The organism is Streptomyces globisporus (genome assembly GCF_003501885.1).
Lineage (GTDB): Bacteria > Actinomycetota > Actinomycetes > Streptomycetales > Streptomycetaceae > Streptomyces > Streptomyces globisporus_D.
The window spans coordinates 1-13,875 of record NZ_QWFA01000005.1 but is presented as its reverse complement, the minus strand read 5'-3'; the positions used below and the strand labels follow the sequence as shown (position 1 = coordinate 13,875).

Annotated in this window: 15 protein-coding genes; 8 read left to right on the top strand and 7 right to left on the bottom strand. The window is 72.0% G+C overall.

Annotation, left to right across the window (positions count from 1 at the left end):
* Positions 1-26: 26 nt before the first annotated feature.
* Genes D3105_RS01805 through D3105_RS01795 form a run of 3 tightly spaced genes read right to left on the bottom strand, consistent with a single transcriptional unit; the run spans position 27 to position 3,092 of the window.
* A complete protein-coding gene (locus D3105_RS01805; RefSeq protein ID WP_118899294.1) occupies positions 27-1,184 on the bottom strand; it encodes an STM4014 family protein in 1,158 nt (385 codons plus the stop codon).
* The gene (locus D3105_RS01800) at positions 1,165-2,124 is read right to left on the bottom strand and encodes an STM4015 family protein (protein WP_118899292.1); all 960 of its coding nucleotides are present in this window, start codon (positions 2,122-2,124) and stop codon (positions 1,165-1,167) included. The genes D3105_RS01805 and D3105_RS01800 overlap by 20 nt, the downstream gene beginning before the upstream one ends.
* A gap of 5 nt (positions 2,125-2,129) precedes the next feature.
* Positions 2,130-3,092 carry an STM4015 family protein gene (locus tag D3105_RS01795; protein ID WP_118899290.1) on the bottom strand — a complete coding sequence of 321 codons (963 nt, stop codon included), beginning with the start codon at positions 3,090-3,092 and terminating at the stop codon, positions 2,130-2,132.
* 175 nt (positions 3,093-3,267) lie between these two features.
* Here D3105_RS01795 and D3105_RS01790 point away from each other — a divergent pair, with 175 nt between their 5' ends.
* Both D3105_RS01790 and D3105_RS01785 read left to right on the top strand, forming a co-directional pair.
* Positions 3,268-3,594, top strand: a complete 327-nt coding sequence (locus D3105_RS01790; RefSeq protein WP_010057996.1) for a hypothetical protein — start codon at positions 3,268-3,270, stop codon at positions 3,592-3,594.
* Positions 3,595-3,693: 99 nt separating this feature from the next.
* The gene (locus D3105_RS01785; protein WP_118899288.1) at positions 3,694-4,695 is read left to right on the top strand and encodes a DUF6745 domain-containing protein; all 1,002 of its coding nucleotides are present in this window, start codon (positions 3,694-3,696) and stop codon (positions 4,693-4,695) included.
* 67 nt (positions 4,696-4,762) lie between these two features.
* Here the strand turns inward: D3105_RS01785 and D3105_RS01780 are convergent, their stop codons facing one another.
* Entirely contained in the window at positions 4,763-5,404 is a 642-nt protein-coding gene (locus D3105_RS01780) for a TetR/AcrR family transcriptional regulator (protein WP_118899285.1), read from the bottom strand.
* Between the two features lie 171 nt (positions 5,405-5,575).
* Here D3105_RS01780 and D3105_RS01775 point away from each other — a divergent pair, with 171 nt between their 5' ends.
* Positions 5,576-6,016 carry a PPOX class F420-dependent oxidoreductase gene (locus tag D3105_RS01775; protein ID WP_118899283.1) on the top strand — a complete coding sequence of 147 codons (441 nt, stop codon included), beginning with the start codon at positions 5,576-5,578 and terminating at the stop codon, positions 6,014-6,016.
* Between the two features lie 102 nt (positions 6,017-6,118).
* Complete coding sequence (locus D3105_RS01770; protein WP_118899281.1) at positions 6,119-7,330, top strand: MBL fold metallo-hydrolase; 1,212 nt, start codon at positions 6,119-6,121, stop codon at positions 7,328-7,330.
* Positions 7,331-7,401: 71 nt separating this feature from the next.
* Here D3105_RS01770 and D3105_RS01765 read toward each other — a convergent pair whose 3' ends face one another.
* Entirely contained in the window at positions 7,402-8,163 is a 762-nt protein-coding gene (locus tag D3105_RS01765) for a MerR family transcriptional regulator (protein WP_118899278.1), read from the bottom strand.
* 141 nt (positions 8,164-8,304) lie between these two features.
* Positions 8,305-8,799 carry a hypothetical protein gene (locus tag D3105_RS01760; RefSeq protein ID WP_006128958.1) on the bottom strand — a complete coding sequence of 165 codons (495 nt, stop codon included), beginning with the start codon at positions 8,797-8,799 and terminating at the stop codon, positions 8,305-8,307.
* Positions 8,800-8,862: 63 nt separating this feature from the next.
* Between D3105_RS01760 and D3105_RS01755 the strand changes: the two genes are divergently transcribed.
* From D3105_RS01755 to D3105_RS01745, 3 genes are all read left to right on the top strand, one after another.
* The gene (locus D3105_RS01755; RefSeq protein ID WP_118899276.1) at positions 8,863-9,348 is read left to right on the top strand and encodes a hypothetical protein; all 486 of its coding nucleotides are present in this window, start codon (positions 8,863-8,865) and stop codon (positions 9,346-9,348) included.
* An 88-nt stretch (positions 9,349-9,436) separates the two neighbouring features.
* Positions 9,437-9,865, top strand: coding sequence for a pyridoxamine 5'-phosphate oxidase family protein (locus D3105_RS01750; protein WP_006128959.1), 429 nt, complete (start codon positions 9,437-9,439; stop codon positions 9,863-9,865).
* A 68-nt stretch (positions 9,866-9,933) separates the two neighbouring features.
* Positions 9,934-10,473, top strand: coding sequence for a nuclear transport factor 2 family protein (locus tag D3105_RS01745; protein WP_118899274.1), 540 nt, complete (start codon positions 9,934-9,936; stop codon positions 10,471-10,473).
* Between the two features lie 93 nt (positions 10,474-10,566).
* On the opposite strand, the gene D3105_RS01740 is transcribed toward D3105_RS01745, so the two are convergent.
* On the bottom strand, positions 10,567-12,012 hold the full coding sequence (locus D3105_RS01740) for a glyceraldehyde-3-phosphate dehydrogenase (protein WP_118899272.1): 1,446 nt from the start codon (positions 12,010-12,012) through the stop codon (positions 10,567-10,569).
* Between the two features lie 342 nt (positions 12,013-12,354).
* Here D3105_RS01740 and D3105_RS01735 point away from each other — a divergent pair.
* On the top strand, positions 12,355-13,875 hold a 1,521-nt coding region (locus tag D3105_RS01735; protein WP_240646768.1), incomplete at its 3' end, for a sensor histidine kinase.

Below are 13,875 nucleotides of genomic sequence, written 5' to 3'. Positions count from 1 at the left end.
GGCCGGATTCAGGGGGCGAGGCGGGGTCAGGAAGCGGTGACGGCACGGTGGTTCCTTGCTCGGTCCAGTACGGCGGCGACCTGCGCCGCATAGGTGTCCAGGCCCTCGGCACCGCTGCCCGGCAGACCGGTCAGTCCGGGCAACAGATCGCCGAAGGCGTTGACCTCGCCGACGGCGAAGCGCCGCCAGCCGGCCGTGGGCAGAAGGTCGACGCCCACACAGGGCGTCCCGGGGAAGCAGGCCGCCGCCCGCTCGCACATCGCCAGCGCCTCACGCCAGCAGCCGCCCGCCGCCGCCACGGCGGCCCGGACCTCGTCGAGGTCACCGCGCGCGCCGCCGAGATGCAGATTGGTCATGGGGCTCGTGCTCGTCCGCACCACGGCGTGCGTCGCCCGGCCGCCGACCACCACGATCCGCAGGTCCGCGGCCCGGCCCCGCTGGGACGCCTTCGGGAGCCAGCGCTCGATGTGCAGCCCGTCCGGGGCCAGCGCGTCCACGACCGCGCCGACCTCCCGCTCCGAGGTGTAGCGCCTGACGCGCAGCGAATTGAACAGCCGCCCCGACGCGTCCCGTTCCACCGAGGTGCTCGCCCGGACCCTGCCGGGACCCGCCGTCTCCACCGCCAGCACCCCGGAGGCGGAGGAGCCGTGCGCGAGCTTCACGAACGCCCGGGGCATCCGGTGCTCACGCAGCAACTCCCGTACGTCGGACCAGCCGCGAACCGGGGCCCCCGCCGGCCCGGAGGTCGGCGAAGCGGGCACGGGGACCCCCGCCCGGCCGAGCAGCCCGTGGCACAGCCGCTTGTCGAAGAGCACGGCGATATCAGCGGGGGAGCCCAGCACCTCGGCACCCGCTGCGGACACCGCACCCGCCACCGCCTCCACCGCCGAGGTGAAGTGGGCATACCACCGGGCCGAGCCCTCCACCCGGGTCGGGTCGTCGACCCCGCGGAGCAGCCGATCCACCTCGGCGTCCTCACCGGGCGAATCGATCCGCACGCTCTCGCCGGGAGCGAACGCCGCCTCGCCGCGCAGCACCTGGAGCCAGGGCACGACCCGGGTTGCGGGCAGACCGGCGGACCGGACGGCCTCCTCGAAGAAGGCGACCCGCCGGTTGTCCGGGTTGCCGACGACCGCGAAGCGCGGCTCCGGGCCGCCCCCGGCGCTACTCGCTGACCGCGACATAGCGTTCCGGTTCGTCGTCCTCGTCGTCCGGATCGGCGTAGTCGTCCTCGGCCTCGCCGGCCTCGACGGCGGCGGGTGCGCAGGCGGTCCTGATGCGGTCCAGCACCGGCTCGGTGAGGTAGTGGTGGCGCAGGTCGAGCGTGGACAGATGGTTCAGGGGCTGACCGTTGAGCAGCGCCTCACCGCCGGTGTCGCTCAGCGTGCCCATCGACAGCGCCAGGGTCTCCAGCTGGGCGACGACGGGAGCGGATCCCACGGCGGCGGCGATCTCGTCCTGGATCTCGCTGTTCTGCAACCCCAGGTGGCGCAGCCGGGGGAACACACCGCCCGACAGGAGCGGCCGAATGTCCTCGACCGTGGCGTCGCCCCCGTACCACGTACTGCCGAACCACAGGTTCAGCCGCTCCAGCGCGGGCAGTTCGCTCGCGACGACCGCCCGCACCAGCGCGCCGGGCAGACCACCGGACTCGAAGCGCAGCGACTTCAGCGCCGCATGGCGCAGCGGCCGCAGCGCGAGTCCCTCCTGGCCGCAGCCGCGCACACCGAACTCCTCCAGCGACGGCAGCGCTTCGAGCACCGGAGTGATGTCGCACATCTTCAGCCAGGACACCTCACACTCCTCGCCCACCACATCGGCGAGGAAGAGCGCACGCAGGGCCGGGAATCGGTCGGCGTGGGCGACGATCAGCTCCACCACCGGCTCGAACGGCGTGTACTCGTCGTTCCACCAGGAGCCGATGACGAGGGCTCGGACCCGGGTCGTGTCCACCGACTCCAGGAACTGCTCCCACAGAGCGGCGAAGCCCGCGTTCTCGCCGTAGTCGCACACCAGCCGCCAGGCCACCGAGTCGGCGGCGGGCAGGGCGCCGGACGACGGCTCCGGGGTGTGGACCGGCAGTCCGTGAAAGCGCTCCAGATGCTCAATCCCGAGATACGTCATGGCGTTTACTCCGACACCGCGGTGTAGCGGCCCTCGACGCCCCGGTCGCCCCATGGTTCGCACTTCTCCGAGAGGTCGACCCGGACTCCGTGCGGCTCCAGGGCGGAGCGGACCCGCTCCTCCATGGCGTCGCTGAGGAAGTGGTGGTGGAGATCGAGGACTTCCAGGTGGGTCAGCGGCTGGCCTTCCAGCAGGGCGGCCGCCCCCTCGTCGCCCAGGGTCCCGTTCGACAGGTCGAGCACCCGCAGCCGGGCGACGACCGGAGCCGAGGCGATGGCACCGGCGATCTCGTTCTGGATCTCGCTGTTGCGCACGCCCAGGTGGTGCAGCCGGGGGAAACGGGTCCCGGAGAGCAGCGGAGCGAGGTCGGCGACGTCGGTGTTGCCCTCGTAGGCGGAGACCCCGAGCCAGAGGTCCAGCCGCTCCAGCGCGGGCAGTTCGCTGTCCAGCACCCCGCGCACCACCTCGACCGGCAGCCCGCCCGCCTGGATCGTCAGCGACCGCAGCCGCTCGTGCTTCGTCGGCGGGAACACCAGATCCGTACCGCCGCGCACCCCGAGCTCCGTCAGCGCGGGGAAGGCGGCCAGCAGTGCCGTCACGTCCGACTGCTCGATCCAGGTGATCTCGGCCTCCTCCGCCTCCAGATCACCGACGAACACCGCCTCCAGCGAGGTCAGCCGGTCGGCGGCGGCGATCACCAGGCTGATCGGGACCGACGACTTCTCCTCGTACGCCTCGCCCCACTGACCGATGATCAGGGCCCGGACCCCGGCCGGATCGACGGTGTCCAGGAAGTCGGCGAACTCCTCCTCCCAGGGCCGGTCCCGGTCTTCGTCGCCGCCGTACGGATCGACGGAGACGCGCCAGGCCGCGGCATCCGCGGCGGGCCGGGAGCCGCCGTCGGTCGTGTGCTGGAAGTCGACGGCCGGAAGGCCGCCGAACTCGTGCAGATGCTGCGCACCGTACATGGCCCTGAGCTCCTGATCCTGGGGACGGCTGTTGACCGCAAGGTCTATCAAGCCGCACTGACATCACCGCGACCGGGGCCCGTCCACGGCCGTCGAAGCGGGCCGTTGTCAGACCCTGCCCGTAGCGTTTTTCGCAGGGTCGGCACAGCGGGTGCCGCGACGAGGGGAGACGTCTGTGTACCGGCAGGGCGATGTACTGATCATGGAGCTGGACGAGTCGGCGGTGCCCGCCCCCTTCCTGGAGGCTCCGGGCGAACTGCGCGACGGGCGGGGGCGGCTGGTGCTCGCGCTGGGGGAGGTCACCGGACACGCGCACGCCGTGCAGGGCCCCGGCCGGCTGATCCGGGAAGCGGGACAGTTCGGCCCGATGCTGCTTCATCTCCCCGAGGGCGGCCGGGTGGTGCACGAGGAGCACGCGGTGATCCCGCTGCCCAAGGGCTGGTTCCGCGTCGTGCGCCAGCGGGAGTACGCCCCGGGCGCGGTCCGCATCGTGGCGGACTGACCGTTCCGCCGTGCCGGAGCACGCACGGACAGCCGGAGCGCACTGAGCGAGCACAGCCTTCCAGAACAGATCGAGCACAGCAGGGGACGGGGACAACCGATGCAGAACGTGAATTCCTGGCGGAGCGTGGCGGCGGCGACCGGCCGGGCGGACCGGGCGGCGGCCGAGGCCGGGGTGCGGCGCGCCTACCGCACCGCCGGGCTGGCCGAGCCGGACCGGATCATCTGGGCCGCATCGCCCCGGGCCGCCGTCGAGGCGGTGGAGAAGCTGACCGACGCCGGACGGTCGGTGCGCGAGGAGGTCCGCACCCGCCCCTGGGCGGACGAGCGCCGCCGGATGTACGACGAGCTGGGCCCGGCGGGCTGGTCGGCGCTCTGGTCCGCCACCGGAGCCCAGCTGTGGGAGACCACGGCCGCACTCGCCGAGCGGATACGGACCGGGGTCGTCGCCGACCTGGCGCCCCGGCCCCAGGACGAGGGGGCCGTCCGGCTGGTGCTCCTGGACGCGGTGCTCGGCCAGCACGACGCCGCATGGCTCGCCGCCTTCGACGGGCACGGCGACCGGCTCGCGGGCCTCGCCGAGGTGGCCCGCAACGCCGGCTGGTGGTGGCCCTACGAGAACGCCGTGGTCATCACCGAGCGGCCCGACGTCCTCCACCGCGACGAGGCGGGCCGGCTCGACCACGGGGAGGGGCCGGCACTCGCGTACGGGGACGGGTTCGCCCTGCACGCCTGGCGCGGCATGCCCGTGCCCGCCGCGTTCCTCGACGAGCTGTCCTCCCTCACCCCCGAGCGGATCCGCGCCGAGGAGAACGCGGAGCTGCGCCGGGTGATGCTGGAGTACTACGGCTACGACCGGTATCTCACCGAGTCGGGCGCCGAGCCCGTCCACCGCGACGAGACGGGCATCCTCTGGCGCATCGCCCTCGACGGCGACGAGGACGTGGCGATGGTCGAGGTGGTCAACTCCACCCCCGAGCCGGACGGCACCTACCGCACCTACTGGCTGCGCGTCCCGCCCACCACGCGAACCGCGAAGGACGGGGTGGCCTGGACGTTCGGGCTGGAGGGGGCGGCCTACGCACCGGTGCGCCAGACCTGACCCGGAGGCCGGTCAGCCTCGGCCGGGGGTCGGGCGCGATGAAGGGGCAGAGGAAGGGGCCGGGCGGTTACCCGTCGGCCGGGGCGCCCGCGACCGGCGCACCGGTCAGATCGGCGAGGTCGATGCCCAGCTCACGGGCGAGCGCCTCGTCGGTCCACCGCAGCATCGTGGTCCGGGAGAGCGGACCCGCGTACGAGGTCGTCTGCACCGCCATCCCGTCCAGCAGGGCGGTCAGCCGCCAGGCCGCCGACCGGGGATCGTCGCACCGGAACTCTCCGGCGCCGGCGCCCTCCTCGATGACCTGGGCCAGCTCCGTCTTCCACCGCTGGTCGAGGTCGCCCGCGACCTCACGCAGGGCGGGGTCGCGCAGCGAGGCGGCCCAGCCCTCGATCCACAGCCGCCACCCCTTGGCCGTTCCCGTCGGCGCGTACCACCGCACCGCCGCCCGCAGCCGGCGTACGGCGGTGGTGCGGCGGGCCAGCAGCTTGCGGAGGTGGGCGAGATCGGCCTCGGCCGCGTACGCGAACGCCGCCGCGACCAGCTTCTCCTTGGTCGAGAAGTGGTAGAGGACGAGCGCGTTGCTCACGCCCAGCACCGAGGCCACATCGGCGATCCGCACGGACGAGACCCCGCGGACCTCGATCTGCTCGACCGCGGCGCGCAGCAGCTCCTCACGGCGCTCCGCCACGTTCAACCGGACTCTTGCCACCGGGACACCCTAACGAATGGGCCAGGTCAGCGGCGGCACGGACGATGGCCGGTGACCGGCGGCGACCTGGGAAACGGACGTTCACCAGGAGGACGTAACGGGGGCTCACGGATGTGACAGGACGGGGAGGGGGACCGGAATCCTCCGGCCGGCCCGGACGTTGCATTCTGCATGACGCGAATCGAACCGGACCGGGAAGCGCTGCTCCGCCTCCTCGGTGAGCAGGACGGCGGTGTTCTGGTCACCCTGAAGCAGGACGGACGCCCCCAGCTGTCCAACGTCAATCACGCCTTCTACCCCGAGGAGCAGGTGGTCCGCGTCTCGGTCACCGAGGGCCGGGCCAAGACCCGTAACCTTCGGCGCGACCCCCGGGCGAGCTACCACGTCACGAGCGACGACCGCTGGGCGTGGACCGTCGCCGACGGAACCGCCGAGCTGACCCCGCCCGCCGAGGCCCCCGACGACGCCACCGTGGAGGCCCTGATCACGCTCTACCGGGACGTGCGGGGCGAGCACCCCGACTGGGACGACTACCGGCGGGCCATGGTCGAGGACCGCAGGGTGCTGCTCACCCTGCACATCGACCACGTCTACGGGCAGCCGCGTGGCTGACACCCCCGTCGGCCGGATCGGCTGCCCCGTTCAGCATCTTCTGGTCGCCCTGTCGTACAGGCCGACCATAATGAAACGACACCGACTCCCTCAGGAGATGTTGTGACCGGCGCTGACTACCTGCTTCCGCTCCGCACGAAATTGCGCTCGATGCGCACCGAGTCCTTCGGGGCCGATCCGGCCGGAGCGCGGATGGAGCGCATCCGCCGCTCGCCCCATTTCGTCGACGGTGCGTTCCAGAACCCGGTGGGGGCCAGGATCAGGCCCTCCGGTTCCACCGTCGAATTCGCCAAGACCTATTTCCGGAAGGAGCAGCGGGCGCTGAGGACGCCGAACGGCTCCGTGCCCGTCCACCCCACCACGCTCGCCGATCTGGCCGTACCGCCCGTCAGCGGGCTCCGGCTGACCTGGATGGGCCATTCCAGCGTGCTGGCGGAGATCGACGGCCGACGCATCCTGTTCGACCCGGTCTGGGGCGAGCGCTGTTCCCCGTTCCCGTTCGCCGGACCCAAACGGCTGCACCCCACTCCGCTGTCGCTGGCCGCGCTCGGACCCGTCGACGTCGTCGTGATCTCCCACGACCACTACGACCACCTCGACCTGCCGACGATCCGCGCCCTGGCCGGCACCGACACGGTCTTCGCCGTGCCGCTCGGTGTCGGAGCCCATCTGGAGCGCTGGGGCGTGCCCGCCGCCCGAATGCACGAGCTCAACTGGAACGAGACCGCGACGGTCGCCGGCATCAGCCTCACCGCCACCCCCGCACGCCACTTCTGCGGTCGCGGGCTGCGCAACGGGCAGCACACCCTCTGGGCGTCCTGGGTCGTCGCGGGCCCGGAGCACCGGATCTACCACAGCGGGGACACCGGCTATTTCCCCGGCTTCCGAGACATCGGCGCCGAGCACGGCCCCTTCGACGCCACCATGATCCAGATCGGCGCGTACTCGGAGTACTGGCCGGACATCCACATGACCCCCGCCGAAGGCATGCGCGCCCACCTGGACCTCCAGGGCGGCCGCCCGCACGGCGTGCTGCTCCCCATCCACTGGGGCACGTTCAACCTGGCGCCGCACGCCTGGGCGGAGCCGGGCGAGTGGACGAAGGACGCCGGTGAGGAGGCGGACCAGCCGGTGGCATTCCCCCGCCCGGGCGAGCCGTTCGAGCCGGCCGGGATCCTCCCCGTGGAGCCCTGGTGGCGGGCCCTGTCGCCCGTGCTCGCCCGCCCGTGGCGCCTCTCCGGGGAGCAGCCCGGCTCCGGCCGCGGTCCCGCACCGGCGGCTCGGGGCGACCTCGACCTCGCGGGGGAGCGCTGAGGGCGCGCAGGACGTGAGGCCTGGGGGCCGCCGCCGGTGCGACCGGCGGCGGCCCCCAGGCTCTGGGCGACTCAGCCGAGCCTGGACACCGCGTAAACCTCGATCGCGTCCCGCTGGTACTCCGCAAGCCCCGGGGCGATGGCCTCGTACGCGGCGCGCCAGTCCTCGTTCTCCACGCAGGATCGCCCGGCCGCCCGGTACTCGTCGGCGGACACGGCGTGCAGGGACGTGAGCGCCCGGTACTGAGCGTCGATCTCGGCCTGCACGGGCTCCGCGTCCGCCGGGGCGCCTTCGGCCATGTGCTCGGCCAGCCGGATCATCAGCGCCGTGCGCTCGCGCTGTCCGGCCTCGATCTCGGCCGGGGTCATGGCGGCAGCCCTGCGGCCCGCCTCCTCGGCGAGCGCCGGGAAGTCGCGCAGGTTGCCCTCGTACTGAGAGGGCTGGATGCCCTCGAACAGGTTCTCCGGTCGGTTGATGGCGGTCATGGGCGTGCCGTCCTTTCTGGACTGTTCCAGCTCGGCGATCGTGCGGGAGACGGTCCCGGCCAGTGCATCCAGCCGGTCCCGCTCGGCGAGCAGCCGTCGGAGGTGGCCCCGCAGGGCCTCCACCGTGTCGATCTGGTCGGCGAGGACTCTGCCGATCTCCGGCAGCCCGACACCCAGTTCCCGCAGCACGAGGATCTGCTGCAGCAGCAGAAGCTGGTGCTCCTCGTAGTAGCGGTGGCCGTTGGAGCCGATCCGGGCCGGCGGCAGCAGACCGATCTCGTCGTAGTGCCGCAGTGTCCGGGCGGTCACCCCCGACATGCGGGCGACCTCGGAGATCGGCCAGTCCATCGCCATTCCTTCACTCCCCTCACGAGCACTCCCTCACGAGCGCCTCACCGGGCCGGTCTCTCCGGCCCTGGTCAGGACCGTAGAAGCTGCCGCAGCGGCAACTTCAAGCCCGGATCCGCTCCGGACCGACGCCGGTCGGGCTCAGCACCCGCCCTCCTCGACGGCGATGGAGAGGCTGACCTCGACACTCGTCATTCGCGGCTCGGGTTCCGGCGGCGACACGCTCAGGCAGAACGTGGTGTCGACGTCCTCCGCCGTGACCTCGAACAGGTCGACGGCGGGATCCGCGTCCTTGTCGTAGGGGTCGTCCGCGTTTTCGACGTGCAGGCCGCCGGCAGAGGGGCCCTTGCCGCTCTTCTCCAGGGCGTCGCGGATCATGCCGTCGTAATCGCCGGTCCATGCGCCCAGCGTTTGCGGCGATGCCTCCAGGTCCCGGACGGCCACGTTCACGGCGTCGCGCAACTCGCCCTCGCTCCAGGAACTACTCGCGTGCAGGGAGTACATGAAAATGGCGGCGAACAGCAAGGATCCGATGATGAGGCCCGCCCCGACCGGATTTCTCGGGTTGTAGACATAGCGACTTGTTCCCCAGTTCGAGCGGATGAATATCGGCTCGTCGTCATGGTCCTTGCTCATGCCCGGGAGCCTAGTTGCCGCCCAAAGCGCAACGATCGCTGCCCCGTACGCGTCTCACCGAGCATGAACGATCTTCCTGAGAACCCTGACGCCTCCGTCGACTCCGACGACTCCGAGGACGCGGAGGTGCGGCCCGGGCCCCTCTGGCGGCATGCGGTGTGGGTCGTAGCCGTCACCGCCGCCGGTGTGGTGCTGGGATGGGTGGGCGCGCTCTTCCGCATCGGACCGGAGGAGTTCGGCCTGCCGCCCGCCGCTCCGGGAGCGCTCTGGCCCTATCTGCTCGCCTGGACCGCGATCGGTCTGGCCCTGGCCGCAGTCCTGCGCTTCGTGGCCGCCAAGGTGCCCGTCTACGAACCGGAGACGGCCGCCATCGGCATCGTCCTGATCGGTACGCGGCTGTCCCTCGGCTGGCGGCCGGAGCCTCTCGAAGTCGCCGGTCTCGCGGCCGCCGGACTGCTGCTCGTGGCCCTCTGGTGTGCCGTCGCCCTGCGTGGGGCGGCCGTCGTGCGGCGGACCGAGGAGGTCTCCCGCGCCCAGGGAGCCGCCTAGGACACGCCGACGCCGGGGACCGGGGCCTGGCCCGGGGTGCCGGGCACACTGGGGCAGCCCCGCATCCGCGTACGAGAAGGAGCCTCCCGTGGCACTCACCCGTGAAGAGCGCGAACAGTTCCTCGCCGAACCCCATGTCGCCGCACTGGCCGTCGCGTCGGGGAACGGTGACCGGGCCCCGCTCAGCGTGCCGATCTGGTACGAGTACGAAGCGGGCGGCGACGTCCGGATCCTCACCGGCCGCACCTCGCGCAAGGCCGAACTGATCGCGGCCGCAGGCCGGTTCACGCTCCTCGTCGACCGGCTGGAGCCGACCATCCGGTACGTCTCGGTCGAGGGGCCCGTCGTCGACACCCGCCCCGCGACGCGCGCCGACCTGGAGCACGTGTCGGCACGCTACCTCCCGGCCGAGAAGGTCGCCGGTTACGTGGACTTCGCCTGGGAGAATCACGGCGAGCAGGTCGTCATCACCCTGCGCCCCGAACGCTGGGTCAGCTCGGACCTCGGCCAGGTCTGATCCCCGGCCGCGCCGCGGGGTCGGGAAACAAGTCGTGCCGCCCCGGGGCGCGTTGGTAGGAAGGGGCGATGGACACCACCGATGCACTGGATCCCCGGGACCACGGGGACCGCTGGGATCCCCCGGGCCGCCCGGATCTCCTGGACCCCGTGGGCCGTCTGATCGCCGAGCGTGCCTGCGAGCGGCTGATCGTCGAGTTCGTCCGTCGGCTCGATCTGGGCGAACCCGGCGATGTGGCCGAGCTGTTCACACCGGACGGGGTGTGGGGGTGGGCCGAGGGGGACCGGCGGATCGCGGGCCGGGACGCCCTGCGCGCCTACTTCGCCGGCCGTCCGGCCGACCGGCTCTCGCGCCGCCTGTGCACCAACATCCTGGTGACCCTGACGTCCGCCTCGACCGCGACCGCGAGCACGTACTTCACGACGTTCCGTGTGGACGGCCATACCGGCGGCATGCTGCCGCCGCGCCTCCCCGTGCAGGTCGGGCGCTACGAGGACACCTTCCGCAAGGTCGAGGGACGGTGGCTCCTCGCCGTGCGGGAGCTCTTCCTCGACTTCGCCGGGCCGACCGAACGGCTGACCCCGGCGGACGCCCGTACCGGGGACTGACGCCAGGCCCTCCCCAGGAAGGACTCACGCCCGGTGCCCGGCAGGCGGACCTGCCGGGCACCGGGCGTCGTACGGAAAGGCGTACCGGGGGCGTCAGACCGCCGGGGCCGGGTAGGTCGGGTACTCCACGCCGGAGACGTGCTGGACGACCCGGATGACCTGGCACGAGTAGCCGAACTCGTTGTCGTACCAGAGGTAGAGGATCGCGTTGTCGCCGTCGACCTTGGTCGCGCCCGCGTCGACGATCGAGGCGTGGCGCGAGCCGATGAAGTCGCTGGAGACCGCGTCGGGTGCGCTGATGAAGTCGATCTGGCGCTTGAGCGGCGAGGCCAGCGACACGTTGCGGAGGTAGTCGAGGACCTCCTCGCGGGTGGTCTCGCGCTCCAGCCGCAGGCTGAGGATGGCGATCGAGACGTCCGGCACCGGGACGCGGATCGAGCTGCCGGTGATCGGCGCCTTCAGCTCGGGCAGCGCCTTGGCCACGGCCGACGCGGCCCCGGTCTCGGTGATGACCATGTTGAGCGCCGCCGAACGGCCACGACGGTCGGAACCGTGGTAGTTGTCCAGCAGGTTCTGGTCGTTGGTGTACGAGTGGACGGTCTCCACGTGCCCGCGCAGAACGCCGTACTCGTCCGCCATCGCCTTCAGCGGCGGGACGATCGCGTTGGTCGTGCAGGAGGCGCAGGACAGGATCTGCTCGTCCGGCTTGACCGTGTCGTGGTTCACGCCGTGCACGATGTTCGGGACGTCGCCCTTGCCCGGCGCGGTGAGCACGACCTTGGCGATGCCGGGCTGGAGGTGCTTGGAGAGGCCCTCGCGGTCCCGCCACCGGCCGGTGTTGTCGATCAGGATGGCGTCCTTGATGCCGTACGCCGTGTAGTCGACCGTCGTCGGGTCGTCCGAGTAGATCATCTGGATCTCGTTGCCATTGGCGACGATCTTGTTGTTCGCCTCGTCGACGGTGATCGTGCCCTGGAACTGGCCGTGGATCGAGTCGCGCCGCAGCAGCGAGGCACGCTTGACGATGTCCTGCCCCGAGCCCTTGCGGACGACGATGGCCCGCAGGCGCAGGCCGTTGCCCGAGCCGGCCTTCTCGATCAGCAGGCGGGCGATGAGCCGGCCGATGCGGCCGAAGCCGTAGAGCACCACGTCACGCGAGGCGCGGCGCTCGATCTTGTTCTCGCCGGTCGCCCCGGCGACGGCCTCCGCGGTGAACTCCTCGACGGAGAGTCCGCGCTCGTCGGCCCGGTAGGTGGCGGCCAGCATGCCTATGTCGATCTGGGACGGGCCGAGATCGAGCGTCGTCAGAGCCTTGAGGAAGGGCATCGTCTCGGTGACCGAGAGCTCCTCGCCCGCGATCTGCCGGGCGAAGCGGTGGGTCTTGAGGATGCTGACCACCGACTTGTTCACCAGGGAGCGGCTGTGCAGCAGGACGTTCACGTCCTGCTCGCGGTGCAGCTTCCCGATGATCGGGATCATCGACTCCGCGATCTCCTCGCGGTGCATCCAGTTGGTGAACGAGTCGTCATTGACAGTCACAAGTTTATCTTTCGAGCTAGGCGGCGCTCATATGGTAACCGGCCGCCTTCCCGTCCCTTCGGGGGGTGCCCTACCTGCGGGTAAACCTCGGGCCAAGGCTGCGCATTCGGGCGCGCGTGCGAGGTCTCATACCAGAGTGGGACGGATGGCGGGCAAGTTCGACAACTGCCCGTCGCGCATACGTCATTGACGACTACCGTGTGTGCTCGGTGATCAACGGTGGGCTCATGACGTTCGGGCCTGCCCGACCGATGACCCGCGCCTGACCGACCACCGTAGGGGCCACCGCATGGACGCCGGCACGACCGCCGATCCCCGGTGCCCCCTGTATCGAGGACGCTGATGTCTCAACTTCGCGCACCCGACGCGCGACCGGACCGCCGTGAGGGCGGGCGGCACGGCCGCCCCGGCACGCGCGGCCACTCGGCCCCGAGCAGGCCGCGCGCCGCAGGGCCTTCCCCCGACGCCCGCGTCCGCCCCCAGCTGCTGCGGACCGCGCTGCTCCCGGCCGTCGCCGCGGTGCTCAGCGGCGCCGCGGCCGTCATCTTCACCGTCCGCGCCGGAGGCGTCGGCTCCTCGCCCAGCCTCTGGGCGGCGCTCGGCGGATCGGGCGCCCTGGCGGTCGCCGCCGTCGCGGCCGCCTACCTCGGCGCCAACCGCGTGGCGGGCCAGGTGCTCGACCGGGCCCTCGCGCTCCGGCGCGCCAGCGCCCAGGGCCAGGCCGAGCTGCAACGCGTGGTGGAACAGCTCCGCAGCGGGGAACCCGTCGCCGCGCGGCGGCCCTCGCCACCCCCCACGCCCGGGGCGGACGCCTTCGACCTGCTCGGACAGGAGATGGCCCGGGCCCAGGAAGCCGCCGTCGCCGCCGTCGTCCAGGCCTCCCAGCTCTTCAGCAGCGCCGGCAACGAGCAGAAGGTCGAGGTCTTCGTCAACCTCGCGCGACGGCTGCAATCCCTCGTCCACCGGGAGATCCAGATCCTCGACGAGCTGGAGCACGAGGTCGAGGACCCCGACCTCCTCAAGGGCCTCTTCCAGGTCGACCACCTCGCCACCCGGATCCGCCGCCACGCGGAGAACCTCGCCGTCCTCGGCGGAGCCGTCTCCCGGCGCCAGTGGAGCAACCCCGTCACCATGACCGAGGTGCTCCGCTCGGCCATCGCCGAGGTCGAGCAGTACCCCCGGGTCAAGTTGGTCCCGCCGATGGACGGCACCCTGCGCGGCCACGCCGTCGCCGACGTCATCCACCTGCTGGCCGAGCTGGTCGAGAACGCCACGGTGTTCTCCGCCCCCCACACCCAGGTGCTGCTGCGCGTCCAGCAGGTCACCGCAGGGCTCGCCCTGGAGGTGGAGGACCGTGGCCTCGGGATGCCGGACCACGAGCAGAAGCGGATGAACGCCCTGCTCTCCGACCCCGACCAGGTCAACGTCGCCCATCTGCTCCAGGACGGCCGGATCGGCCTGTTCGTCGTCTCGGCCCTCGCCCGCCGCCACGGCATCGCCGTCCGCCTCCAGAGCAACATCTACGGCGGTACGCAAGCGGTGCTGGTCCTTCCGCAGTCGCTGCTCGGCGCCGATCCCGACGCGCCGCCGTCCGCCGACGCCGTGCCCGTACCGCCCCCCGGCGCCGTGCACCGGCCGCCCGTCGAGGCCGGGAGCCCCGCCGCTCCACCACAGAACGGCACCACCCGCGCCGCGGCCCGGGCCCCGGCGTCCAGGGACCAGGCATCCGCGGCCCCATCGTCGCCCCAGGCATCCACGGGCGTCGCGTCCCAGGCGCCCGGCCCCACGCCGAACGGACGCGTATCCGGCCCCGCGCCGCACGGACGTCCCGGGCCGCCCGCGGGCGAGCCCCGGCCGTCCGTG